Source organism: Arthrobacter sp. JDC6, assembly GCF_056484025.1.
The window spans coordinates 1511642-1536992 of the sequence record NZ_CM151278.1 but is presented as its reverse complement, the minus strand read 5'-3'; the positions used below and the strand labels follow the sequence as shown (position 1 = coordinate 1536992).

18 protein-coding genes and 1 pseudogene are annotated in these 25351 nt (G+C 64.0%); 5 read left to right on the top strand and 14 right to left on the bottom strand.

Features of this window, described 5'->3' with window-relative positions; all coding sequences use genetic code 11:
- Positions 1-16: 16 nt before the first annotated feature.
- From ACV095_RS07175 to ACV095_RS07165, 3 genes are read right to left on the bottom strand one after another with little or no spacing between them, the layout of a single operon-like run.
- Positions 17-4870 carry an NAD-glutamate dehydrogenase gene (locus ACV095_RS07175; protein ID WP_478223185.1) on the bottom strand — a complete coding sequence of 1618 codons (4854 nt, stop codon included), beginning with the start codon at positions 4868-4870 and terminating at the stop codon, positions 17-19.
- 55 nt (positions 4871-4925) lie between these two features.
- Positions 4926-6230, bottom strand: a complete 1305-nt coding sequence (locus ACV095_RS07170; RefSeq protein ID WP_144599951.1) for a CpaE/TadZ family protein — start codon at positions 6228-6230, stop codon at positions 4926-4928.
- Entirely contained in the window at positions 6227-6868 is a 642-nt protein-coding gene (locus ACV095_RS07165) for a hypothetical protein (RefSeq protein WP_018768504.1), read from the bottom strand. The genes ACV095_RS07170 and ACV095_RS07165 overlap by 4 nt, the downstream gene beginning before the upstream one ends.
- Positions 6869-7020: 152 nt before the next feature.
- On the opposite strand from ACV095_RS07165, the gene ACV095_RS07160 reads away from it, so the two are divergent.
- Both ACV095_RS07160 and ACV095_RS07155 read left to right on the top strand, forming a co-directional pair.
- Positions 7021-7200, top strand: coding sequence for a helix-turn-helix domain-containing protein (locus tag ACV095_RS07160; RefSeq protein WP_478223184.1), 180 nt, complete (start codon positions 7021-7023; stop codon positions 7198-7200).
- A 75-nt stretch (positions 7201-7275) separates the two neighbouring features.
- Complete coding sequence (locus ACV095_RS07155) at positions 7276-7515, top strand: helix-turn-helix domain-containing protein (protein WP_109045392.1); 240 nt, start codon at positions 7276-7278, stop codon at positions 7513-7515.
- On the opposite strand, the gene ACV095_RS07150 is transcribed toward ACV095_RS07155, so the two are convergent.
- From ACV095_RS07150 to ACV095_RS07135, 4 genes are all read right to left on the bottom strand, one after another.
- Complete coding sequence (locus ACV095_RS07150; protein ID WP_478223183.1) at positions 7512-8123, bottom strand: DUF6262 family protein; 612 nt, start codon at positions 8121-8123, stop codon at positions 7512-7514. The two genes, ACV095_RS07155 and ACV095_RS07150, sit on opposite strands and share 4 nt — an antisense overlap.
- Positions 8120-10627, bottom strand: a complete 2508-nt coding sequence (locus ACV095_RS07145) for a hypothetical protein (protein ID WP_478223182.1) — start codon at positions 10625-10627, stop codon at positions 8120-8122. The genes ACV095_RS07150 and ACV095_RS07145 overlap by 4 nt, the downstream gene beginning before the upstream one ends.
- Complete coding sequence (locus tag ACV095_RS07140; protein ID WP_478223181.1) at positions 10624-11727, bottom strand: tyrosine-type recombinase/integrase; 1104 nt, start codon at positions 11725-11727, stop codon at positions 10624-10626. Before ACV095_RS07140 ends, ACV095_RS07145 begins: the two co-directional genes overlap by 4 nt.
- A 268-nt stretch (positions 11728-11995) precedes the next feature.
- Positions 11996-12463: a hypothetical protein gene (locus ACV095_RS07135; protein ID WP_478223180.1), complete on the bottom strand. Its 468-nt coding sequence runs from the start codon at positions 12461-12463 to the stop codon at positions 11996-11998.
- 912 nt (positions 12464-13375) lie between these two features.
- Here ACV095_RS07135 and ACV095_RS07130 point away from each other — a divergent pair.
- Positions 13376-13480: pseudogene (locus tag ACV095_RS07130) on the top strand (helix-turn-helix domain-containing protein); the annotation flags it as partial.
- A gap of 5 nt (positions 13481-13485) precedes the next feature.
- Here ACV095_RS07130 and ACV095_RS07125 read toward each other — a convergent pair.
- Complete coding sequence (locus ACV095_RS07125; RefSeq protein ID WP_018768506.1) at positions 13486-14055, bottom strand: hypothetical protein; 570 nt, start codon at positions 14053-14055, stop codon at positions 13486-13488.
- Positions 14056-14194: 139 nt separating this feature from the next.
- Between ACV095_RS07125 and ACV095_RS07120 the strand changes: the two genes are divergently transcribed.
- Positions 14195-15097, top strand: coding sequence for a LysM peptidoglycan-binding domain-containing protein (locus tag ACV095_RS07120; protein ID WP_478223179.1), 903 nt, complete (start codon positions 14195-14197; stop codon positions 15095-15097).
- Between the two features lie 104 nt (positions 15098-15201).
- A complete protein-coding gene (locus ACV095_RS07115) occupies positions 15202-15705 on the top strand; it encodes an Rv3235 family protein (RefSeq protein WP_144599955.1) in 504 nt (167 codons plus the stop codon).
- 116 nt (positions 15706-15821) lie between these two features.
- Here the strand turns inward: ACV095_RS07115 and secA are convergent, their stop codons facing one another.
- The 6 genes from secA to mtrB all read right to left on the bottom strand — a co-directional run bounded on the left by secA (position 15822) and on the right by mtrB (position 25347).
- Positions 15822-18563: a preprotein translocase subunit SecA gene (gene secA, locus ACV095_RS07110; protein WP_478223178.1), complete on the bottom strand. Its 2742-nt coding sequence runs from the start codon at positions 18561-18563 to the stop codon at positions 15822-15824.
- Between the two features lie 100 nt (positions 18564-18663).
- Positions 18664-19875 (bottom strand): winged helix-turn-helix domain-containing protein, encoded by a 1212-nt coding sequence (locus tag ACV095_RS07105; RefSeq protein WP_478223177.1) that lies wholly within the window; start codon positions 19873-19875, stop codon positions 18664-18666.
- A gap of 32 nt (positions 19876-19907) precedes the next feature.
- A complete protein-coding gene (gene hpf / locus ACV095_RS07100) occupies positions 19908-20633 on the bottom strand; it encodes a ribosome hibernation-promoting factor, HPF/YfiA family (RefSeq protein ID WP_026265659.1) in 726 nt (241 codons plus the stop codon).
- A gap of 144 nt (positions 20634-20777) precedes the next feature.
- Complete coding sequence (locus tag ACV095_RS07095) at positions 20778-21746, bottom strand: ComF family protein (RefSeq protein WP_478223176.1); 969 nt, start codon at positions 21744-21746, stop codon at positions 20778-20780.
- Between the two features lie 116 nt (positions 21747-21862).
- A complete protein-coding gene (locus ACV095_RS07090; RefSeq protein WP_056388097.1) occupies positions 21863-23578 on the bottom strand; it encodes an LpqB family beta-propeller domain-containing protein in 1716 nt (571 codons plus the stop codon).
- Complete coding sequence (mtrB, locus tag ACV095_RS07085; protein WP_235509711.1) at positions 23575-25347, bottom strand: MtrAB system histidine kinase MtrB; 1773 nt, start codon at positions 25345-25347, stop codon at positions 23575-23577. The genes ACV095_RS07090 and mtrB overlap by 4 nt, the downstream gene beginning before the upstream one ends.
- Positions 25348-25351 lie beyond the last annotated feature (4 nt).

The following is a 25351-nucleotide window of genomic DNA, read 5'->3' as shown; positions in this document are numbered from 1 at the left end:
TTGCGACGCCGGATTGCTAGCGTCGGACGATTGACCTCAAGAGCCTCAATGCTACCGACAGCGAGGCCATGTCGTCGGCCTCGAGTGCATTCACCTCGTCGAACATGCTCTTTGCCCTGCCCAGCTGCTCGGCATTTTGTGCCTCCCAGTCCTTGAGCCGTGCATCGGGGGCGTCGGCGGCAGACGTAGCGTCCAGCACCGCCGTCGTCATGTCCGACACCGTTGAGTACAGATCGTCGCGCAGGGCAGCCCTTGCCAGCGCCTGCCACCGGTCCTGTCGGGGCAGGCTGCTGATCCGCTCCAGCAGCGAGTCGGCATGGAACCGGTTGAACACCGTGTAGTAGACGGCGGCGATCTGCTCCACCGGGTCTTTCCGGGTCCGGGCGATCTTTGCGATGTCCAGCAGCACGAAGCTCTCGAACAGTTCTGCCCAGCGCAGGGCAAGGCCTTCGGGCAGTTGCCACTCGCGGCCCTTCGCCAGCCATTCCGCCACCCGCTCGCGGTCGTCGCCGCGCAGGTAGTCCAGCAGCCGTGCCCGCATGGGATCCATGAGCGGCTTGAACTCGGCCACCACGTCGGCGATGGGGCGTGAAACGCTCTCCTGGCTCAGCAGCCACCGGACCGCACGGTCCAGAAGCCGGCGGATGTCCAGGTGGACGGTGCTCCAGTGCTCCGTGGGGAACGAGGCAGGCAGGCTGTTCAGCTCGCCCACCATCGCATCCAGTTCGTACACCTCGCGCAGCGCCACGAATGCCTTGGCCACGGCCACTTCACTGGCCGAGGTTTCCTCCATGACGCGGAAGGCGAAGGTGATGCCGCCCAGGTTGATCATGTCGTTCGCCACCACGGTGGCGATAATCTCGCGGCGCAGGGGGTGGGTGTCCAGTTCCGCATCGAAGCGTTCCCGCACCTGGTGCGGGAAGTAGGAACGCAGCGTCTGCCGGAACCACGGGTCATCGGCAAGGTCGCTGTCCCGCAGCGCCGATGCAAGCTCGATCTTGGCGTAGGCGGCCAGCACCGAAAGCTCGGGAGAGGTCAGGCCCTGGCCTTGCTGCAGCCGGTCCCGGAGCATTGCCGTGCTGGGCAGCGCTTCCAGGTCGCGATTCAAGTCGGCGCTCTTCTCCAGCCAGTCCATGAGCCGCTCGTAGCTCGGGCTCCACTCCGCGACGCGGGTCCTGTCGTTCAGCAGCAGGATGTTCTGGTCGATGTTGTCTTCGAGGACCAGCCGGCCCACCTCATCGGTCATGGAAGCGAGGAAGTCGGCCCGCTCACCGGCCGGCAGTTTGCCAGCCGCAACCATCCGGTCAACGAAGATCTTGATGTTCACTTCGTGGTCCGAGCAGTCCACGCCGGCGGAGTTGTCGATCGCGTCCGTGTTGAGAATGACGCCCTGCAACGCTGCCTCGATACGTCCGCGCTGGGTCATGCCCAGGTTTCCGCCTTCACCCACCACCTTGACGCGCAGGTCCCGGCCGTTGACGCGGATGGCATCGTTGGCTTTGTCCCCCACGGATGCGTTGGATTCGGAACTCGCCTTGACGTAGGTACCGATACCGCCGTTGTAGAGAAGGTCGGCAGGCGCCAGCAGGATGGCACGCAGCAGCTCGGGAGGGCTGAGTTCAGTGGTGTCCGCCGGGAGCCCCAGCGCGGTCCGAACCTGCGTGGACACGGGAATGGACTTGGCCTGCCGGGCGAAGACCCCGCCGCCTTCACTGATCAGCGACTTGTCGTAGTCGTCCCACGAGGACCGGGGCAGCTCGAAAAGTCTCTGCCGCTCCGCAAACGAGGACTCCTCGTCCGGCTCCGGGTCCAGGAAGATGTGCCGGTGGTCGAAGGCAGCCAGCAGGCGGATGTGCCGGGACAGGAGCATCCCATTGCCAAACACGTCACCGGACATGTCCCCCACACCCACCACCGTGAACGGCTCGGTCTGGGTATCCAGGTCCAGCTCGCTGAAGTGCCGCTTGACCGATTCCCAGGCGCCGCGGGCCGTGATGCCCATGGCCTTGTGGTCGTACCCCACGGAGCCGCCGGAGGCGAAGGCGTCGCCAAGCCAGAAGCCGTACTCCGCGGAAAGGCTGTTGGCAATGTCTGAGAAAGTAGCCGTTCCCTTGTCCGCCGCGACCACCAGGTAGGAGTCGTCGTCGTCATGCCTGACCACGTTCGACGGCGGCACGAGCCGTTCGCCGCCGCCCTCCGTGAGAAGGTTGTCAGTTAGATCCAGCAGCCCACGGATGAACGTCTTGTAGCTTTCGACGCCCTCGGCCATCCAGGCGGCGCGGTCCGTGGCGGGATCGGGAAGCTGCTTGGCGAAGAAGCCGCCCTTGGCACCGGTTGGCACGATGACGGCGTTCTTGACCGTCTGCGCCTTCACCAGGCCCAGGACCTCCGTCCGGAAATCCTCCCGCCGGTCAGACCAGCGCAGTCCGCCACGCGCCACCTTGCCGAACCGAAGGTGCACACCCTCAACTCGTGGGGAGTAAACCCAGATTTCAAACATGGGCCGCGGGAAGGGCAGTCCTTCGATCCGCGCGGGATCCAGCTTGAAGCTCAGGTGCGGCTTGTCCTGGTAGAAGTTGGTGCGAAGCGTGGCCTCAATGAGGTTGACGAAGGTGCGCAGCACGCGGTCGGCGTCCAGCGTTGCCACCTTTTCGATGGATGCTGCCAGGTCCCGTCCCACGGAGGCCTGTGCCTCGGACCGGTCTCCGTCAGTCAAGGCCGGGTCAAAGCGGGCGGCGAAGAGCGCCGTGAGGCCCCTTGTCACGTTGGGGTTCGCGAGGAGCGTGTCCGCCATGAAGCCGAAGGAGCTGCTGTTGCCCAGCTGGCGCATGTAACGGGCATAGGCGCGCAGTACGGTGATCTGCCGCCAGTGCAGGCCCTCCCTCAGTACCAGCCGGTCAAAGCTGTCCGATTCCGCAGCGCCGGTGACAGCCGCCCCGAAGGATTCCGCGAGAAGCTCTCCGGTTGACATCGGGTCCACGCCGGCCGGGTATTTCAAACCCAGGTCGTACAGAAAGAAGTCGCGGTGGTCTGCTGTTTCGATTTCAAACGGCCGTTCATCCAGGACCTCGAGTCCGAGATTATGGAAGTACGGCAAAATCTGGCTCAGGCTCTTGGGCTCCAGCATGTAGAGCTTGACCCTTGCATCCTCTTCCAGGGTGGCGCCGGCCCCTTCTGGAAGGTACACGTGGACGCCCGGCCGTTCCTGCCGCGCGCCGGTGCTCCGCTCCGCGGCGGCCCCGTACTTTTCGAAACGCGCAATGTCCTCAAGCGCGTCCTCTACTTCGTAGTCCACGCGGTAGCTGGCCGGGAACGCTTCGGCCCAGACAGCGGCGAGTTCCTTGGCTTCGGTCGCATCCCGCCCTTCACGCAGGACTTCCGCGATGCCTTCACTCCATGACCTTGCGGCCCGGACCAGCCGCTTTTCCAGCTCATCGCTGTTGACGTGGCTGACGTCGGCATCCTTGGGCAGCCGAATACGGAAGAACAGCCTGGCGAGGGCGGACTCCGTCATACGGGCTTCGTAATCAATCGAGACCGCCTGGAACGTTTCCCGCAGTTCCTGTTCTATGCGAAGCCGGACGTTGGTGGTGTAACGGTCGCGCGGCAGGTAAACGACGGCGGACATGAACCGGCCGTAGATGTCCGGCCTCAGGAACAGGCGGGTACGCCGCCGTTCCTGCAGCTTCTGGATTCCCAGCGCGGTGGCGGCAAGGTCGGGAATTTCGATCTGGAAAAGTTCATCCCGGGGGTAGGTTTCGAGGATTCCCAGGAGGTCCTTGCCCGAGTGCGAGTCCGGCGGGAAACCCGCGCTCTGCAGCACGGCATCCACTTTCTCCCGGACAATGGGAATATCGCGGACGGAGCCGGCGTAGGCGCTGGTGGCGAAAAGACCGATGAAACGGCGCTCCCCGTTGACGTTGCCCGCGGCGTCGAAGCTTTTGATGCCTATGTAGTCCAAGTAGGCCGAGCGGTGGACGGTGGACCGTGAATTGGCCTTCGTGATGACCAGTGCACGCTTTTCGCGGGCCTTCTTACGGCCGGTATCAGTGAGGTGCTGGATGTGCGGGGAGTCGGCGGCCGCGCGCAGCAGCCCGAGGCCGCTGTCCTCGCGCAGTTCGAGGACGTCTTCGCCGTCCACGTTGAGAAGGTCGTACTCACGGTAGCCGAGGAACGTGAAGTTCCCTTCGTCAAGCCACCGCAGCAGGTCCTTGGCCTGCCGCAGTTCGGCAATCTGGGCGGGATTGGCTACCCGGTCCAGGCTTTCGGCGATTTCCAGGGCCTTTTGGCGCATTTTGGGCCAGTCTTCGACGGCGGCGCGCACGTCTTTCAGCACGCGGGTCAGGCCGGCGAGCAGGGACGCCTTCACGTCGTCGGAGACGCGTTGGATTTCGACGGCGATCCACGACTCCATGTGCGACGCGTTCTCACCCTGCGCGATGAGGTGGGAGAGGTTTGGCATTGCCGCGGTATCCCCACTTGATATGCCCAAGTGCGCGGGGACCCTGTTGACCTTGACCAGTTCGCCCGTTTCCCGGTTCCTGGTGGCCACGAAAAGCGGGTGGACCACAAGCTTGATGGCGGCGTGCTGCCTGACCAGTTCTGAGTTCACGGAGTCGACAAGAAACGGCATGTCGTCGGTGACGACAAAGATGACGCTGCTGTCCTCTTCGTCGATGATCGAGATCTTCGCCTGCCCGGGCTGCCGTCCTGATGCTGTCCGGCGGTGTTCCTCGGCCCGGGACTCCAGTACGTCGCGGGGGTAGCTTCGGGCATCCTCCTCAGCCAGGTGCTGGTAGTAGTCCCCCATGAAGCCTTCAAGGCTTTCAATGGAGAGGGGCTGGTCCTCCACACTGGATCCAGACGACATCGACAACGCCTCCATCAGAGATTCTCGCCGCACCTTTGCAGCTCTTATGGCGAGCCTAGTCCTTTGCCCTTCGCCGCGGTGTGGAAGAAAATACAGATGATTTGGACTTTCGCTGGTCGGGTGCACAAACCAGTTCCCGGATAGCGCGCCGGAGGGTCGATTCGGGCGACGCTTCGATCAGCAGTGATCCCGCCAGGAGTGCGGCGTCGGCGGCGACAGGGTCGTAAGGCAGGAATGCCTTGAGGCTGGACGCGGGGCCGTACCGTTCCCACGCATCCCGCAGTTGGCGCTCGGGGGCCCTTCCCACGGACGACGAACGCACCTTGTTCATTACGACCGTGGGCGATGCCTGCGGGACTGCGCCCTCCAGCTCGGCAAGTGCACGGACCAGCCGTGGAACACCCACGGGATCAGCAGCGCCGACGGCATACACAGTGTCCGCCAGTTCCAGCGGACGCAGTGTCGCCGCGTTCCGTCGAGGCGCCGTGGTGTCAAAGCTCAGTTCCTCATCCGCCTCAAGGCAAAACCCGGTGTCCACCACCACAACATCGGCAATCTGCCGGGCCCGCTCAAGGACCAGTCCCAGGGCAGGGGCGCGGAGTTCCGTCCACCGATCGGCCCGGGTTATGCCGGTCAGCACCCGGAACGTCCCGGCCGTGGTGGCGACCGTGGCGGCCACCTTCCGCAGTGCCTCGGCGTCCAGCAGGCCCTGGTCTGCAAGCCTGCACGCCTGGGCAAGCCCGGCTGACTCATCCAGGAGTCCCAGCACTGCCGCCACGCTGGCGCCGTACGTGTCGGCGTCGACCAGCAGGACTGACCGGCCGTCGGCGGCCATCTCACCGGCGATGTTCACAGCAACCGTTGTACGTCCCGGAGATCCGGCGGGACCCCAAACAACGATCAGCTGCCCGGCCCCGCGCCCCTCCTCGTCCACCGCCGGCACAACGGGATCCGTTGCCAGTGCAGCAGCGGTATCGGCGGGCGCGCTGAGGTTCGCCGGACGAAGCGCGCCGGTCAGCTGGGCGACGGCGTCCGCGATCCTTTCCGAAAGCTCCGCGGACTCAACGCCCGACAGCGCCGAAGCGACACCTATCGTGCGGAGTCTGGCTGCCTCCTCCGCGTTATCGGTCAGCGCGACGATCGCCACGCCAACAGCTCCAAGACGGTCAACCAGGGACGCGGTCAGCCCCTCTGAACCCTCTGCCACGACTGCCGCCCTCGCCAGCCCGCTCTGGCAGGCAGCAAGCAGTTCGGGAAGTTCAGCGCACCTGCGAACCACCGTGACCGGGCCGTGGAGTCTTTCGAGCCCGCCCACCAGGTCCTCGCGGCTCTGGCCGACGGTGACAACGGGAATGTTCATCGGGCGCCGCCCGGATTCCACACCACGGAGATCTTGGCCTCGTTTGCCTGGGCCCCCAGCAACGCAGGCATCTGCTTGTCCTCCACCAGGACCATCAGCACAGTGGTCTTTGACGATCCAAGAGCGGTGGATCCCGTGGAGACCTCTGCAATTTCCGCTCCGGGAAGGATCAGCCTGGGCTCGCTGAATCCATTCTTCGCATCCGGCTGTGCCACCCAGACGTCCACGCGGGCACCGGCAACTGCCTGTGACGGCAAGGTCTGCTCAACGCTGAGGGCGACGGGCTTCCGGTCCAGCCGATCCACCGTGCCGAGGCTTGCCCTGGGAACCAGTTGGTCTTTTGCGATTCTTTGCAACGCGACCACGTCCTGGGGCAGGCCGGCCTCGACAGTGATGTAGTGCTGTTCGGCATCGCCCAGCCGGACCTTGGCGCGGACTACATTGTCGGGCGTCAGGCGCTCACCAACGGCTATGCCGTCCCGTGCGGCGTAGACCTCGGTGGTGCGGTCTGCACTTCCGACAAGGAAGACGACTCCGGCGACGGACACCAGGACCAGGAGAACGCCAACCAGCAGCCGGGGGTCCTTCCACGATGGACGCTTAAGCCGCGCTGCAGTTGCACTTGAATCAGGAACCATACCGTTCTCCCCCCAGGTATACCGAACCTGTCCGCTCTGGCCGGACTCCTCATTGTTACCGCATGGCCCGGTGAACAAAAGTCATTTGTCTAAATGGCGCCAATCTGTGGATAACAGCCACAAAATGAGCCACTTGATGGCAAAATGGATACATGCCCAGGTTCCTCACACTCGCCGACGTCGCGGAGCAGCTCCAGATCAATTCCCCTGCCGCCTACGCCCTGGTCCGCAGCGGTGAGCTGAAGGCTATCCAGGTGGGTGGACGCGGTTATCTTGCTGAGTCATTGGGATCGATGCGATTTCTGCACGGAACCCATGGCCAAGGAGCCTGATTCCGGTGATTGATTTCTGTGCGGTTCGTCAGGATCGTAGGGCCCGGTTGGGTAGTCTTTGGGGCGTGATGTGCTGTGGCTGAGAAGCGGTTTCTGGCGTTGGCTGATGTTTCGGAGATTCTGAATATCTCCTCAGCCCAGGCGTATGCCCTGGTCCGGTCAGGCGAATTGCCTGCGATTCAGGTTGGGGGCCGGGGGCAGTGGCGGGTTGAGTCGCGCCTTTTAGAGGAATACATTTCCCGGGGTTATGAGAAGACCGCCGAGTATGTCCGTGCGCAGTCTGCTGAGGGCCGGCCCGTGCCGGACGGTGTCTAGCCCTTTTCAGGTATTCGGGCCTCAAGCTTCGTGATGGGCACTGCCTCGTTACGTTGTTTCATCATGGTCCTGTTGATGGACTGCGCGGCGCGCAGCTGGTCGTTCAGATCTTCGACCTGGGCTTCGAGTAGTGAGATGGCGCTGCGTGCCTGTTCAGCGCTCTTGCGTTCTGTGCTGAGTTGGCTTTCCAGTTCGCTGATGTAGCTGGCCATCTGTTCCGGGGTTCTCCCTGCCAGCGCTTCGGCGAGGTTGGTGTTCACTGCGCGTTTGTAGTGATCGCGTTGCCGGGTGACGGTGGCGAGTCGTTCCTGGAGCCGCAGGAGTTCGGTCACGGCGCCTTTGGGTGTCATCCCTGCCTGTTCATGGCCTTGGGCCCAAAGTGCCCGCTGTTGGGCGGCAGCTCTGGCGACCGCGGTCTTGAGTTCCGGGGTGTTGTAGATCAGCCAGCGGCTGACCCGGGCTGCCCTTGCGACTGAGGAAACGGTGAGCAGCTCCGAACCGTTGATGAGCTTGGTCGCTGCATTCCGGACACGGGCTTGTTTGTTTTTGCTTTCCTTTTTCTTGGCCGCGATGAGCCCGGCGATGGCTGCCTGCCGTTTTTCGCTCACGTGCGGTTGGTGGCTCGGACGGGGGTCAGCGGCAGCATCCGGCGCTCTCCGGCGGATTCAAGGTGAGGCGCTGCGGAAGGGATTTGCTGCAGGAGCGTGACCGCGTCATCGATGGCGGCTTTGTCCTCGGGGGTGAGCTTGGATTTTTCCTTCAGCAGCGCGGTGCGCATTCGTTTGTAGGAGCTGATCTCTGCTTTGAGTGATCGGTGGATCCAGGGTTCGGCAATGTCGCCGGCTGCGGCGAGGTCTGCGCTGAGGGCGACGATGTGGGCGTCGATCTGGGGCAGGTGGGAGAGGTTGGCCCGGTAGTACTGGCATCCTCCGCATTTGTTGCGGACGGGGCAGGATTGTCCTGCTGCTTTGACGTTACTGGGCTCGGTGCAGAGGCCCAGCGGCGTCGCCACGGATTCTCGGACATAGGCTGCGTAGTCTTTGGGTCCGTGGAGCAGCGCCCGGCTGTCGATCGTGGTGCTGTTGACGATCTCGATGGCCTGACGCTGTCGTTCCCTGGTGATTTTGATGTATCCGGTGGAGGTCGTGAAGCTCTTGTGGTTCATCAGTTCCTGAATGACGTCAGGCGGGGTGCTGTTGTCGCTGAGCCGTTGGGCATAGCTGTGGCGCCAGTTATAGAGGCCCATCCGGGACCTGGTGAGGAAGTCGGCTGGTTTCGCGGCGTCGTCGCGGACGTCCGGCAGGTTCCGGATCCGGTCGATCCAGCGCCAGTAGTTGGTGTGAAAGCCGGTGGGTGTGATGTGGGTCCGTGACTGGGGGCCATAGCGCCGTGGCGAGGGAAACAGGTAGCCGGCGGCGTCGGGGTGGATGTCCTCGATGCTTTGAAGCGCGTTCTGCCAGGTCTGGATGACGCGGGCGGTGGAGCGGTGGATGGGAAGTTCCAGCCCGTACTCGTTTGTTTTGTGGCTGTTGTAAATGATGTAGGGCTGGCCGTCGTCGGTTTCCCGGAGGGTGTCGCGGGGCAGGGAATAGATTTCCGTGGGCCGCCGGCCGAGGTCTCGCAGCAGCTGGTAGATGGTCTGCAGCATCAGGTTGTGGAGGGCCCGGGACCGACCGACCGGGATGGCATAGGCCTCGTCGACGGCGAGCAGTTCCAGGTTCGTATCGAGAATCCTGATGATGTGTTCCGGGATTGCCTTCCCGGGGTTCCTGGCGCGCGCCGCGGTGGGGAGGGACTCCGCGGTGATGAACATGAACTTGGCGCTGACCCGGGCCAGGGTTTCGAGGTCCCCGCCATCGCGGAGGATCCGTTGGAAGAGCTTGAAGTAGTCGTATTTCACGGAATCCGTGCGGGGTTCGCCTTCAGCGTCGGTGAGGTGGCGGTAGGCGTCCACGACTGCGTTCGCGTCTGTTCGGGTTAGGAGCTCGGGCCGGGTTCCGTGGGGGCGGCGTGCCAGGGCGTCCGAGACGACCTGGATGGTGCGTATGACGTCGCGGATCTGGTCGGCGGCGAGGTCGAAGTGCCGTGCGTAGTCTTTGGCGGCCTCGCGTAACCAGTCGACGCTGATGGGGCGGAAATCGAGGGTGCCCTTGGAGCAGAGCGTGCGCGTTGTCCGGTCCTTGCGCAGGCCAATGACGGCGGCGTCCCAGACGTCTTCGGAGCGCATGTCACGGCCGGAATGGCGGTATCTCCACCGGGCGGTGAGCAGGCCTGCGTGCCGGAGGAAACCGATGACGCTCTTGTCGGGCCGTGTCCTGCCCTGTTCGGTGTCCAGCAGCCGGTGGATTGAACGGGCACGGGTTTCCATGGCAGTGCGGATGATCCGGCGCATTGTCTCCGGCAGAATCCGGAACGCGTTGCGGTCCCGTTCCTGCAGGACGAGCAGCAGTTCGGTCCGAAGGATCGGTGGCAGATCAATGAAGGAGAACTCATGGCGGGAGCGAAAATTGAGGGGGCGTTCGACAACGGTGAAGGCGTCGAGGTCGACTCCGAGCTTGGTGAGTTTGCGGAACATGGCGTGGTGCCAGAGACAGAGGCCGGTCGCGCGCTGGTTGGATTCTTCCCTGCAGCACATGGCTGCGCAGGGCTTGCCGCGCCGATACATGATGGTGTCGGCAGCGGCGAAGTCCTCAATGCTCAGCCGGGGCTGTCCGTTGTCGGAGCTGTGGTGCCAGCGCGAGTAATGGAGGTTGCAGAGTCCCCTGACCATGCCCATGGCCTGGCAGCTCCGCCCGGCCGAGCCGACGATGCAGCGCGGAGCGTCCGACTCCGGAGCCCGGCGCCGGACCGGGGCCGGCTCGTCGCCAGGTTCTCCGATGATGCAGGAACGACAGAGACGCCCAGTGATGGCCGCGACGCGGGGGCAACCGGGTGTCGGGCAGGGGTAGACCCCCGTCAAAGGATTCTCCGGGTCTGCAGCGAACAGCCACAGCCTGGCGTCCCATTCGCCGGGCCGCCACCGGGGTTCGAGCATGGTCTCCAGAAAGCCCAGATAGGACTCAGCCTCAGGGACCGGCGATTCCCGGCGTAGGAACTCCGCGGAGGCTGTCACGGTCGATTCTCCTTGCCGAGCAGGGCCTCTTCAATCGCGCTGCGAAGCTCTTCCTGTGCGGGGTGCAGGTAGATGGACGTGGATGCCAGCGACCTGTGACCCAGCAACGCCATGATGACATCCGGGTCGACTTTGGCCCGTGCCCAGCCCGTGGCTGCGGTATGCCGGAATTGATGAGCTCTGAGCGGGAATCCCGTGCTCTTCCCAACGGTCGCGAGCATGCGGTGCAGCCCCGGGTATCCCAGCACCTGCGGCTTCTTGGCGTCCATAGACAGGAACAACGCGTCCGGCTGACTCCCGCCCAACAATGCGTATCTTTGAGCCATATAGGCGGCGTGCACCTCGCAAACATCGGCAGGCACGGGGACGTTCCGCTCATACGGTGACTTGGCCCAGGCCCCGTTCGGGTTGCTGCGCCTTTCGACATGGACGTGGGGTCCGGGAATCGTGCAGCCCAAGTGGCCGGAATCGGGCAGCATGTGCATGTCCTCCAGCCTCAGGCCGAGCACCTCGCCGGCCCGAAGGCCGCAACGCAGCATCAGCAATACCAGGAGCCTGTCCCGCGGCCTCTCGACCGCGTCCAGGACCCGGCTGACCTGTGACGAGGTCAGCACCACCGGTCGCCGTTTGATCTCCCGGGCCTTCACCAGCCTCGGCGACGCCGTCTTCCATTGGCCCTCAGGACCAAGGGAAGCCACGGCGTGGCGGCCGCCCTCGACCGTGGCCCGTAGCTGGTAAGTGCCAAAACCGTGTGCCAAGGCATAACGCAGGAACACGATCACTGCCGTCAAATGGGCGTTGACCGTTTTCCCCGACAACCCGTCCCCACTCTTATCACGCAACCCTTCAAGCCTGGCCTTGTATGCGGCGAGCTGGTGGAAGCGAAGCCCTTCCCACGGGGTCCCGGTTTCAGCGCACCAAGATAGAAACCTAGCCAGCCTCAGCTGATACGCCTTTTGGGTATTGATGGCACGGCCCGAATGCGCCAACCACAGCGCGTAACTACGGCATTCCTCGCTCAGGACGAACCGGTCATCCACCACAGCCCAAACGATCTGGTCCTTCTCGACCGTCACTTCCACCGCTTGGAAAATCTGCATAAACGGAAGCTATCGAGGACGAATCGGGGCAAACAACAGCCAGGATGCAACTGGAGGATTAATTGTCGCCAAACTATTCGGATGGAAGACGAGGAGACCGAAAAAGACCAGCCGCACCCTGCTCAACAGAGGACTGCCCTAAGACTTCGGGTGCTGGCCTGATGGAGAGGCTCCGATCCTCACGCCGAACGGCGACAGCGACGGGTTGAGCAAGGAGCCTTGGATGGATGCGTTTCCCGGGCGGCGAGAGGTTGGTTTGAAGCCGGTTTCAGTGGCCGTCCTGCGCGGTTAGTTCACTCAGTAGCTTCAAGCTTGAAGGCGCAGCAGCCAACTCCACCTCCCCTTTGTCGGTAGCAAAGGCCATGATTTCTCCTCGTGGAAATACAGAAAACGGGGCTTTTACGGGCTTGCCGAGCGGGCGGGGAGCTATGTATATCTCGACGCTTCCGTATAGCGGGCCAGTTTGACCAGTCTTGGCTTGAAACAGGAGCCTGCCTGGCTCTGCCTTGGCATACCCAGTGGCCCATCGTCCCCGGAGGGTTGATCCCTTTTCCCGGTGGACGCATTCGACGATCCCTCGTTCCGCGTCTTGCTTGGCGCGTTGTTTTTTCAAAGGAACGACCGGCAAGGAAATGACAAACCCTAAAGCAACACCGGCCACCACAGTGATGACAAAGGCCGGCAACCACCCAAGAGCTTGACGAAGCGGATCGAACGCCACCAAAAACATCAGCAATGGCGGCACGATGTTAGCGATACCCGAGTCATAGAATTTCTCAAGCCAACGCCGGGGCGTGGGCTCCAGGCTTGGTTCCGGCCTTGGTGGTCCGATCGTAATTCCCTCCTCTTGATGCAGCGCGAGTGGCTCGACTCTCGTCCTCAAATTTGCATGGCTGTGCGTGACAAGAATGTCCCGGCTCTTCGAACCGTTGGTCGCGACCCCACCCAATACAGCCAGAGGCTAACCCCTGGGAGGAAGGGAAACAACGATCTTGATCAAAACTTCGGCCGGCGCAGCCAGGCCCTCACGGCGCTCCGGAGCACCGGGTTGCTGCTCCGCCGTCGCAACACGCCAGGACCGCAAGCACGCCGGCCACAAGATCTGCGCCAGCGTCTTGCCCCATGACATTGTCAGTGATTCAGTTCAGCCATGCCCGCCGTGCTCCCAGAGCCTCGGGATCGTCCGTCCAAACCAGGGGGAGCCTGTGAAGTCGAATGCACCAGTGCCGTGGCCGCTGAAAGTCCTGGGCATTCTATTCTTTGTCGCGGTCATCGCTTTGACCTTGCTCGGTCAAACGAACAGGACGCTCCTCGGGGCAGCGGCCATAGGTGCGGCTTCAGTGGCCGTGTTGCTTGGCCTCTCGGTAGTTGCGGACTTCCGTGGATCCGCCCGTTGGCTTGGCCAATTCGCAAAGAACAACGCTTCAGTGTTCTTCAACGGTTCGGCTCCGGACGCTGGCATTTACAGAATCGCTGGAGCGGGATTCGTCGTACTGGGAGTAGCCATCGTAACCGTAGTTCTGACCCACTTACCCCAATGACTCCAGGTCGTCAGGCTACATCCTCACGCCGTCCGCAAAAAGTGTAAGGAGCGGCGAGTTGAATGACACAACGAACAATCCCCACAGCTCATTCCAGGCAAGATAACCGCGGGCAATGGCGGGTCGAAGAGAAGATGCTGGAGCAGTACATCGAGGAACGCTACGCCGAGGCCAGCCGCATGATCCAGGAATCGCGCTCGAAGTCCGTCTGACGCCGCTAGCTCCCCCCGGGTTTGTATGACCTGATCATGGCCAGGGCCGTGAAAGGTATTGCTGAAACCTGGCCTACACTGTGACCCCTCCGGGGCTCCCCGGTATTGACCATGGCCAGGTCGATGTAGTCCCTGCCAACACGGTCGATCACGCCTGCCAGCCTGCTGGTCCCGGCTCCACCACCAATCGTTACCGAGAGCTCCGCCCGGTCGCGCGCCAGGCCACGCAGGGCATGCGCCAATCCGATCGACCGGCGGACCGGTGAAGTCTCCGCCAATGCGTGCCTGCCCAGGCCAACGTAGCGTGCCGCCGCCGCATAGGGGATGAGCACCTGGTGCTGGCCTTCATCCAGGACCAGTGCATCCGCTCCAGCATGCGTCAGTTCCCCGTGCACCGTTTCGCCGCAAATGAGCTGAACACCGATCCGGTACCCAACAGCGGCGCGCAACCTGCCTTCAAGGGGCAGGCTCACCATTTCTGCCCGCGCGCGCTCGTTGACCTCACTGTCCAGCGCCAGCCGCTCAGCCTCCGCAAGCTGGCTTTCCATGTCATTGAAGAGTGCATCCCAGCGCATTCCGCCAGCGTAGGGTCCCCCTGTCCGGCCCGTCAATGCGCCGTCTTTTTCATTCCAACGTATGGACAAATACTTTGATCGCGGTCCAAACTGATTCAAACATCAATAAACAGCATCAACCCCTATCAAAGGAGTACTAATGGGCCGGGGAGACAGAATCCAATGGTCGGATGCCTGCATGGTCCTGGCCCTGTTAGTACTCGGCATTCTGCTCTGCTTCCTCGGAACGGGCCTGTTGTCCCAGTGGCAGGAATCCATGGCCCGGCACCAGGGCGAATCCGTGGACCTCCTCCTGGGTGGGACCACAGCGGCCACCGGCATTGGCCTTCTCCTCTGGTGGGGTGTCTCGATCCTGACCGCCGGGGCATCCGTTCTGCTGGAACGCCTGGGACGACGGCGGGCCGCAGCGGCCGCGCGGAGGCTCTCGCCCGCTTTCATGCGGAGGGCAGTTGTCGCGGCACTCTCAATACAACTTGCGTCAGGTGTCGCCGCACATGCGGCGGTCCTAAGCGCTCCCGGGCCCGAGTGGACGCCTACACAGGCACACGTGGCGTCATCGGCTCCGTCAGACCCGGCGGCTCCCCAAGATGGTCCGCTGCCCACGGTCAGCGACAGCCCGGGCGGTGTGCGCGTTAAAAACCCGCCTCTCCCGGTTGCAGCAGCGCCAACCGGCCGGGAAGGGCCGTCGCCGGCATGGAATTCCACGACACCGCCCACCGTCACTCCGATCGACCCCGGTTGGCAGCCCGCTCCCCCTGTGGTGGAGCCCGGCCTCCTGGCCGGACCGGAAACCAGGACCGCGCCGGAGTGGGGCGGCAGTGGCCCTGGTGCCAATGGCAGGGGTGGCCCGGCAAAGGCAGTGACGGTCCTCGCGGGCGACACGCTGTGGGACATCGTAGCCACCCATTTGGGCCCGGAGGCATCGGATGTGGACATCGCTCTTGAATGGCCGAGCTGGTATGCCGCGAACCGTGCACTGATCGGTGGAAGCCCGGATGTCCTGCTTCCAGGCCAGATACTCCAGGCGCCGGCAGCGTCGTAGCCGCTGTAAGTGACCCACTCGCACCAATAACCGGTCAAAGTACCAACATCACGTCGAACCAGAAGCAAGCCTAATCACCAGTCACACCAACCAAGGGGAACGCCATGACCGCAGTGACACCTATCCGGGCCGTTGAAGGTCCGGCCACCGAGTCCAGGCAGGGAGGGGCCGGTCCCGCAAAGCCGCTGCCTGTGTCGACGCCAACCCGCTCCGGCCAATCCACCGGGGCAACCCCTCCATCGCTGCGGCCAGTTAGCGAGGCTGCGGAGGTCAGGGCCATTACCCGCGGGACAGTTCAGGCTTCCATGGAGGTCCTCGCCGGCATCCGCCCCATCCAGCAGTTGGCGCGGCGCCTGGACCCGCGCTGCCTGGCATCGCTGCAGCATCGGGCAGCGCTGATCAGGCGCGAGCTCACCAGGACCGGCAATCCTGCATTGGCCCGGCTCCACCGGAATTCAACAGTCCGCTCCGTGCGGGTCTGTGAAGTGGCCGACGGAATCTACGAGGCCAGTGCTGTAGTGGTGGATGATGTGCGGGCCCGTGCCGTAGCTGTCCGGCTTGAGCGCAGCAAGCAGGTGTGGCGGGTTGTTGAACTTGTCATCGGCTGACCCGTCGAAATACCTGGGGCGTGCGGTGGTACGGAACAGGCGACGCGCAAACAGGGCAGGGACGCGTCCGTCCCTGCCCTGTTTGCCGCCGCCGGCGGGTACCTGCAGCTGTCCTGCTAGCGCTTCTTCTTTTTCGCGGGGCGTTTGGCTGCATCCTGGGCAGCTGCCTTGGCAGGATTGCCGGAGCGACCGCTTCCGGCGCGCGTTTCCACGCGTGTCTGGGTTCCTCCACTTTCCGAGGGAGCCGTGTACTGCAGCTCTGCAGGCTTCTCGGGGGCTTCGAGGCCGGCGGCGTGAACCTGGGGGTCAACGTGCTCGGTATGCCCGCCGGCGGCATCCTGTACTACTACATCCTGGGCGGGGGTTACTTCCACCTCAAGGTTGTAGAGGAATCCAACGCTTTCCTCGCGGATGGCTTCCATCATGCTTTGGAACATGGCGAAGCCCTCGCGCTGGTACTCCACCAGCGGATCGCGCTGTGCCATGGCGCGCAGGCCAATCCCTTCCTTCAGGTAGTCCATCTCGTAGAGGTGTTCCTGCCATTTGCGTCCGATGACGGACAGGACCACCCTGCGCTCGAGCTCGCGCATGCTTTCGGAGCCGATGACCTCCTCGCGGGCCTGGTACACCAGGCGGGCGTCAGAGAGGATTTCCTCCTTCAGCAGCTCCACGGTGACCCTGGACTTGCCCCCGGCTTCCTCGATGATGTCTTCCGCCGAAACGCTGACCGGGTAGAGCGTCTTGAGGTTGGTCCACAGCTGGTGGAAGTCCCAGTCGTCACCGTTCCCCTCCGCCGTTGCGGCGTCGATCAGCGCCGTAATGGTGTCTTCGATGAAGAACTGCACCTTCTCGTGCAGGTCATCGCCCTCAAGGATGCGCCGGCGGTCGCTGTAAATCGCTTCGCGCTGACGGTTCAGGACGTCGTCGTACTTCAGCACGTTCTTGCGCTGCTCGGCGTTCCGGCCTTCCACCTGGCCCTGCGCGGACGCGATGGCACGCGAGACAAGCTTGGATTCGAGCGCGACGTCGTCCGGGACCGAGCTGTTCATCAGCCGTTCCGCGGCTCCCGAGTTGAAGAGCCGCATAAGGTCGTCTGTCAGCGAGAGGTAGAACCGGGATTCCCCGGGATCGCCCTGGCGGCCGGAACGGCCGCGGAGCTGGTTGTCGATGCGGCGTGACTCATGGCGCTCGGTGCCCAGGACATAGAGACCGCCGAGGTCCAGGACTTCCTCGTGTTCGTCCTTCACGGACTGCTTGGCAGCTTCAAGTGCCGCAGGCCAGGCTGCCTCGTATTCTTCCGAGTTCTCCTCCGGGTCCAGCCCGCGCTTGGCAAGCTCGGCCACGGCGGTGAACTCCGCGTTGCCGCCGAGCATGATGTCGGTGCCGCGGCCGGCCATGTTGGTGGCCACGGTGACCGCGCCCTTCCGGCCCGCCTGGGCGACAATGGCGGCTTCGCGGGCGTGGTTCTTGGCGTTCAGGACTTCGTGCCGGATGCCTTCCTTGGCGAGCAGCTTGGACAGGTACTCGCTCTTCTCCACGCTGGTGGTGCCCACGAGGACAGGCTGGCCTTTTTCGTGGCGTTCGGCGATGTCCCGCACCACGGCGTCGAACTTGACAACCTCATTCTTGAACACGAGGTCCGGCTGGTCTATCCGCTGCATGTCCCGGTTGGTGGGGATGGCCACCACGCCGAGCTTGTACGTGCTCATGAACTCGGCCGCCTCAGTCTCGGCGGTGCCGGTCATGCCGGAAAGCTTGTCATACATGCGGAAGTAGTTCTGCAGGGTGACTGTGGCCAGGGTCTGGTTTTCCGCTTTGATCTCGACGCCTTCCTTGGCCTCGATCGCCTGGTGCATGCCTTCGTTGTAGCGTCGCCCGGCCAGGATGCGGCCGGTGTGCTCGTCAACGATCAGGACTTCGCCGTCCAGGATGACGTAGTCCTTGTCCCGCTTGAACAGTTCCTTGGCCTTGATGGCGTTATTCAGGAACCCGATCAGCGGCGTGTTCGCGGATTCGTACAGGTTGGAGATGCCAAGGTAGTCCTCGACCTTTTCGATTCCGCTCTCCAGGACGCCGACGGTGCGCTTCTTTTCATCGACTTCGTAGTCTTTCTCCGGCTGCAGCCGGAGCACCACTTTGGCGAACTCGCTGTACCAGCGGTTGGTGTCCCCCTGGGCAGGGCCGGAGATGATGAGCGGCGTACGCGCTTCATCGATAAGGATGGAGTCGACTTCGTCGACGATGGCGAAGTTGTGGCCGCGCTGGACCAATTCGTTCCGGTCCCAGGCCATGTTGTCGCGCAGGTAGTCGAACCCGAACTCGTTGTTGGTTCCATAGGTGATGTCCGCGGCGTACTGCTGGCGGCGCACGGCAGGATCCTGGTTGGCGAGGATGACGCCGCTGGTCAGGCCGAGGAAGCGGTAGACACGGCCCATGAGTTCGGACTGGTATTCGGCCAGGTAATCGTTGACGGTGACCACGTGGACACCCTTGCCGGTGAGGGCGTTCAGGTAGGCGGGAGCGGTCGCCACAAGGGTCTTGCCTTCACCGGTTTTCATTTCAGCGATGTTCCCCAAATGCAGGGCAGCGCCGCCCATCAGCTGGACATCGAAGTGGCGCATCCCCAGGGTCCGCGAGGACGCTTCGCGCACGGCGGCAAAAGCCTCCGGAAGCAGGTCTTCGAGCTTTTCACCGTCCTGGTGGCGTTCGCGGAGACGGTCAGTCTCCTCACGCAACTCTGCGTCGGTAAAGGTCTTGAATGAGTCTTCGAGGGCGTTGATGGAATCGGCATAGTTCCGCAGCTGCCGGAGTGTTTTCTTGTCACCCGTGCGGAGAATTTTTTCGATAAGTGATGCCACGTGAAGATGCTCCCAGTCTGATGCCGCCGAATTCTGGCGTGTTCAGTCTACGGGAGAGACACGCGGCCGGTGCCCCCTTTTCCCTGAGAGCGGATACTCCTTACAGCCGTGCCAGCTCATGGGCAAGCCTTGCAGCGAGGTCTCCTGCCGGCCCCACTTCCACATCCGGCAGGCCAAGCCACTGGCTCATCAGCCTCAGCTCGGCAGCGAGTTCGACGGCGGTGTCCGCGGGTGCGTCCGGCTCGGCAAACGCGGCTCTCACCAGCAGACGGCCACCCGTCCGGTCCGCCTTCAAGTCAACCCTGGCCACCATCCTGTCGCGCAGCAGGAACGGCAGGACGTAATAGCCGTAGCGCCGTTTGGGCTCCGGGGTGTAGATCTCGATCCGGTAATGGAAGCCGAACAGTTCCAGCAGGCGCCGGCGTTCAAAGACCATGGAATCAAACGGGCTCAACAGGGCCCGGCCGGTGGCACGCCGCGGCAGTACAGCCTCGACATGCCGGAACACGTCCCTCCCCCACCCCGGCACGTTGACCGGTTCCAGCCTGCCCTGCTCCACCAAGTGCGCAACGGCGAGCGCCGTTGCCTTGACGGGCGTCCGGAAGTAGTCGGCGAAGCAGCGGATGCTTCCGATCCCATGCGCCCGGGCCGCCGCTTCGGTCAGCCGGCGGAGCGCAGCTGTTGGGTCGACTTCCCCTTCTGCTTCGGCAGGGCGTGGGAGGACTTTGGCTGTCAGCGTGTATCTGCGCTCGAATTGCCCGGTCCTCGAGGCTGCCGATACCAGCCCTTCTTCGAAGAGGTGTTCAAGGACCCGTTTCACCGCGTTCCAGTTCCACCCCCAGTCGACTGTCTGTTTTTCCTCAACGTGGCCAATCCGGGCGGTCAGTTCGGAGGCCGTCATGGGCCGGGACCTGGCCAGGACCGCCAGGATCCGGTCTGCGACGTCGTTGCGGAGCCCGGGATCCAGCCGGGCGGCGCCCACCCAGGAGCGCTTTTGCCACAGCAGCAGATCCTGGTAATGCTCCGGCCGGATGTAGCTCGCTTCGTGTGCCCAGTACTCCAGCATCCGGCGGGGGTGGCTGGCAGACATGCGCTGCAGCATGTCCCGGTCATAGTTGCCAAGGCGGGAATAGAAGGGCAGGAAATGGCTGCGGACCAGGACGTTCACGGAGTCGATCTGGACGAGCTGGAGGCGGGCAAAAGTACGGCCCACCGCCCGTGCTGTCACGGGGCCGGTGGGCCGTACTTTATGGAGTCCCTGCGCTGCCAATGCGATCCGCCGTGCCTGGTGAAGGCTCAGCGTTGCTGACAATTCAGTCCTCTCTGCTGGTGGTTTGGTCCACCCTAAGCGTTGGCGGCGGCGTCGTCGGAGCGGTAGGCAAGAATCTTTTCCTCCACCACGGTGTCTCCCGGCTCGCATTCATGGTCCAGCGTAATGACGCCATAGGTCCAGCCACGGCGGCGGTACACGACGGAGGGCGTGTTGGTCGCTTTGTCCACGAAGAGATAGAAGTCGTGGCCCACAAGCTCCATATTGTCTACGGCGTCGTCGAGGGAGAGTGATGCGGCGGGAAAGACCTTGCGCCGGATCAGCACCGGTGAGTTTCCGGCCGGGATGTCGTTGTCAACATCGTACGGCGATTTGTCTTCGGGGGCTGCCACCGCTTCATTCCGGTGGTTGGCCTCAAGATACAGCGGTTCATGGGCACTGGCGGGCTCGAGTGAGGCGGTGGCCTCACGGACAGCCTTGGGAGTGTGGCGGCCGTGGTGGACCTTCTTGCGGTCCTTGGCCCGCCGGAGCCGCTCAAGCAGTTTGTTGTAGGCGAGGTCAAAGGCGGCAAACTTGTCTGCGGCGCTTGCTTCGGCACGGATTACGGGTCCGCGGCCCAGGACTGTCACCTCGACGGTCAGCTGGTCGCCGGTCTGCCGGGCATTGGTCTCCTTGGAGACTTTCGCGTCGACCCGCTGGACTTTGTCGCCCAGCGATTCAATTTTCGCGATCTTTTCCCCGGCATACTCGCGGAACCGGTCTGAAACTGTCAGATTTCGTCCGCTGATCATAAACTCCATGGTGCCCTCCAAATGACTTCGGTGACACGACGGCGGCGCTTCCCTGGGCCGGGCTGTGTGACAGTCGAGCCCCTCTCCGAGCCGCCATCGAAAGGTACATTCTGTTCTTGGTACCCACCTCAGACGTTAGTTCATAGCCACCCGTTATTCATCCTTTCCCGGTTTATTTTTTTCTAAGTCATGCGGGCTTTCACGCGGCGCGGCGGCCCGGCAGCCCGGCTGCTGGGTATCAGGCGGGCGTGTCGCGGCAAGCACGACGGCGCCCCTCACCACAGCGCCGGCCAGGTGCAGTGCGCGGGCTGCTTCGCCCACCGTGGCACCGGTTGTGAGGACGTCATCAACGATGATGCAGGGGCGCCCTGCCACCTTTGCCCGGGCCCCGGGCTTGACCCGCATGGACCCCCGGACGCGCTGGGAACGGGCTCCCCTCCCCAGGCCTTTTTGGCCGGCCACGCCTCTTCCGCTGCCGGATCCGCGGGTGCCGGGGAGGACGGGGCCAGGCCTTGGAGTCTTGCCCAGCACATCCGCGACGTCGAGCCCTGGATGCTGCCGTGCCGCTGACTTCAGGAGCAGGTGGACCGGGCTGAAGCCCCGGCTGACGTAGGCCGGCGTGCTGGTGGGCACGGGGACCAGGAGGCATCGGCCGGGGCCAGGGACGGCGGCCCTGACTGCACATGCGAGCGCCCGGCCAAGGCTTCTGCCAAGCTGAGGCTGGCCGTGCCGTTTGAAGGACAGCAGTCCCTGCGCCAGCTCGTCCCGGTACACCCCCGCTGCCACGACGGGAAGCACGACGGAGCCGGCGACATCCATGAGGGCCGGAGCTCCGCTTTCGGCCCGGAATGGCTGCCTGGTCAGCTGGCGGATGCGGCTGGCACAGGATGGGCACAGGGTGCTGTCTTCGGCCCCGCAGCAGACACAGTCCACAGGGATGGCCAGGGCGAGCAGATCCGCCACGGCGCCGGCCAGCCAGTCGGCAAGGCGAAGCAGGGCGGCCGCGTGTTCACCCCGGTGCAGCGCCGCCCAGGGCGGGGGCGGTTGAAGGTCCGGATCCACCCTCCGGGTCCCCCGTTGGCCGGAACCGGCCGCGCCGTTCCTGCGGATGAGCCGTTTCATGGTTCCACTGTCGCCCGAAGCCCAGTCACAGTTGGAGGGCCAGCCCGGGCTATGTGCATAAGGCAAGCCCCATCGGGCCGGCGGAGACAGAGCCTGGCGATGCCGCCAACAGGGTGTCAGCCGGGAAACGCGGGGTCGATAGGGCCCTTGATCTGCGGGGACCAGCCATTGCCGAGGCGCTGGAAGATCCCTTCCCCGGACTGGACATAAATGTCGTCGGCGCCGTTCCCGGCACTGATGGCTACCAGGCCCGGCCACGGGGCAAGCTGCTGCGGCTGGCCGGAGGTGAGGGACAGCAGCTCCGGTGTGACGTTGGAACCCGAAGCCCCCTTCATCACGGCAACGGTAATGCCATTCACCCACACCCCTTGATCAGGGTCGGTGCCGGATACCAGGGTGACGGGCGCGGTCAGTTCGCGCGGCGTGCCGTCGGCGGCGCGGATCATGCCTGTCACCTGCACCTTGGACTTCCCGTTCTGTTCGGATATGACCAGGGCGCGCACACCGTCGCGTGAGACGCGGAATTCCTTGACCGTGCGGCCGGCAAGCCAGGAGGGTGCCAGCGTCACGGACGGAACGGCGGCGCCCTCTGCCACTCCGGTGGGATGGAAAGCCACTACTTCCGTGGCTCCGGTGGCACCGGGTCCGGCCGTCCATACCCAGTCGGAGACACTGAAGGACGGGCGGGTGAGGGTGCTCCGGGTAGTCAAGGCGCGCGCAGGCTGGCCGGGATTGATGCTGTACAGCGTGGTGCGGCCTTCATTGAGGAAGGCAGCCGTCTGTGACACCGGGGATTCCGCCGGATAGCGGGGGTTGAGCGCAGACACCGGCTGCATGTCAGGCAACGGCGAGACGCGGTTGTTTTCATATCGCACCAGTTCGTTGCCGCTGATGGCGATCTGGCGTGAGGGCACGGTCCTGTCCAGCACCGGAGGAAGAACGGACCCGTTGTCCTCCACCCGGACCAGGTCCTGGTTGGCACGGAGTTCAACATTGACCACGTCAGGCTGGCTGCGGAACGTCAGGGTCAGCTGCATCTGCATGCGGAGCCGGTCCTCCGCCGATGTTTCCGTCAGCTCTTTGGCTGTCAGGTCCACCTGTGCGGCCCCGGACACCACCGGCACGGATTCCCGGGCGAGCTTGATCCCGGAAGGGAAGGCACTGGCGACGGCGCCGCGCAGGTACGGGGCGGGCCCGGCCAGCAGGGCACTGGTCATTGCTTTGACCGTCTTGTTCTTCAGGAACCAGCGGACGTCCGGGATGGCATAGGTGAAGGTGGGGTCGTAAAAGTAGATGGGGTAGGCACCGTAGATCACCTTGAACGTTTCCTCGGCAATGGCGGTCCCGTCGGGAATCGCCGAAATCCGCCACTCTCCATCCACCTGGGTCACCGTCACCGGGATGCGCTCCACGGTTCCCGGCGGCGACTGGGTGGCTATGCCGTCGGCGTCCACCGTGTAGGACACATCGAGCTCGTAGTTGAAGACGTTTTCCGTGCCCGTGGGCACAACGCGCGCCTCCCGGTATACCAGCGCGCGTTTGTCCGGTTTCCAGGACACAGCCGAGGCCTGCGTCAGGTACTGGCGGGCCACCGCATAGTCGTCCTCGTAGCCACTGCCTGCCCGGTAGAAGTAGTCGATGATGGTCTCGGGTGATGCGCCGGGCTGCGGCGCTGCCGGGAGGAACACGGGAGCGCTGACGTTGCCGGCGCTGCTTTCGCTGCTTTTTCCCACCGGACCGGACGTGGGGATCCGTGCGCAGCCGGACAAGAGGACGATCAGCAGGGCAAGCAGTGCCGCCGGGTACTTCGCCAGGCGCACGGTGGCCCTCATGGTGTCTCCTCGGGCGCGCGCACCGGAGCAGGCCGGGCCGCTCCCGCCTGCAGCACCAGCATGTTTTTGTAGTCCTGTTCCGCGGGAACGCTCCCCGGCGCTCCGGGATTGGTGACGTCCTTTGGCTCCAGCTGGACGGGCGACTCGCTGATGCCACCGTCCTGGCGCAAGGGAAGGGTCAAACGGAAGTTGGCGCCGTCGCCTTTCCTGCCCCAGGCCTGGAGCCAGCCGTGGTGCAGCTTCGTATCCTCCATGGCGATGGACAATCCCAGCCCGCTGCCGCCCGTGGTGCGTGCGCGGGCAGGGTCGGCTCGCCAGAACCTGTCGAAAACCCTGGCGGCCTGTGCCTGGTCCATCCCGATCCCGTGGTCGCGGACAGCAACGCCCACGGCAGTTTCATTGACCGCGACCGTGACGGCCACCGGCTTGCCCTCACCGTGCTCCACCGCGTTCAGGATCAGGTTCCGCAGGATCCTGTCGATGCGCCGGGCGTCCATCTCCACCACCACGGCGCCCTCGGGAGCGGTCAGGACAATCTCCGAACCGTATTCAGCCGCCACCGGCGCGGCGCCTTCAATGACGTGGGAGATCACTTGGAGAAGGTCCTCGGGTTCAGCATCCAGCACGGCCACGCCGGCGTCGAAGCGGCTGATTTCGAGGAGGTCGGAGAGGAGGGACTGGAACCGCTCCACCTGGTTGTACAGGAGCTCTGCGGACCGCTTGTTGATGGGGTCGAAGTCATCGCGGGCGTCGTACAGGACCTCTGCCGCCATGCGCACGGTTGTGAGCGGCGTCCGGAGCTCGTGCGACACATCGGACACGAAGCGCTGCTGCATCTGGGAGAGCGTCGCCAGCTGGGTGATCTGCTCCTGCAGGCTGGCGGCCATGTGGTTAAAGGAAGCGCCAAGGCGGGCCACCTCGTCCTCCCCCTTGACCACCATGCGCTCCTGCAGCTGCCCGGCGGCGAGCTTCTCCGAGACCATCGCGGCATGGCTGACCGGGCTCACCACGTTGCGGGTGACGTACCAGGCGACAGCGCCAATCAGGAGGACCAGCACCGCACCGCCGGCCCACAGGACGCTTTGGATCTCGTTAAGCGTCTGCTGCGCTGTGTTCAGGTCGTAGATCAGGTAAAGCTCGTAGACAGTGCCGTTGAAGGTCACCTTGTTGCCGACCGCGATCCCCGGCCGGTCCTCGGTGCCCACGGGGATGACGGTGGAAGCCCAGTACTGGTCCTTCCCCGACTGCTGGACGGCCTTGCGCAGCTCAGGGGGAATGACGCTGACCGTCAGTTGGTCGGATGCCCGCGACTCAACCCACCGGTTGCGGGGCTTGGTCTGCTCCGGCATCGCCTCGAAGACGTACCGGCGCTGGATCACTGAACCCCGGCCCTCCACCGCGTTCAGGGTGTCGTAGACCAGGGTGATGACGCTGGACTGGTCGGTGACCTGGGCGCCGTCGAACGTTTCCTGGACCTGCTTGACGTTGTAGCGGGTCTCGGACTCCGCCTGCGTCAACCGCTCCTGGAACAGGTTGTTGGCAATCTGGTTGGACAGATAGGCACCGACCACGGCGAACGAGGTCACGGCGAGCATCAGGGTGGTGAGAACGGTGCGGAATTGAATGGACCGGCGCCAGCGCCGCTGCAAGGCCCGCCCAAGGTACCGCAGACCGGGAAGGAAGCGCCGGACTCCCGTCCGGACGAGCCGGGCGACGCGGAGCGCCACAATCAGGGCACGCCGCTGCCAGATCCTTGCCCGGAACGCCATGTGC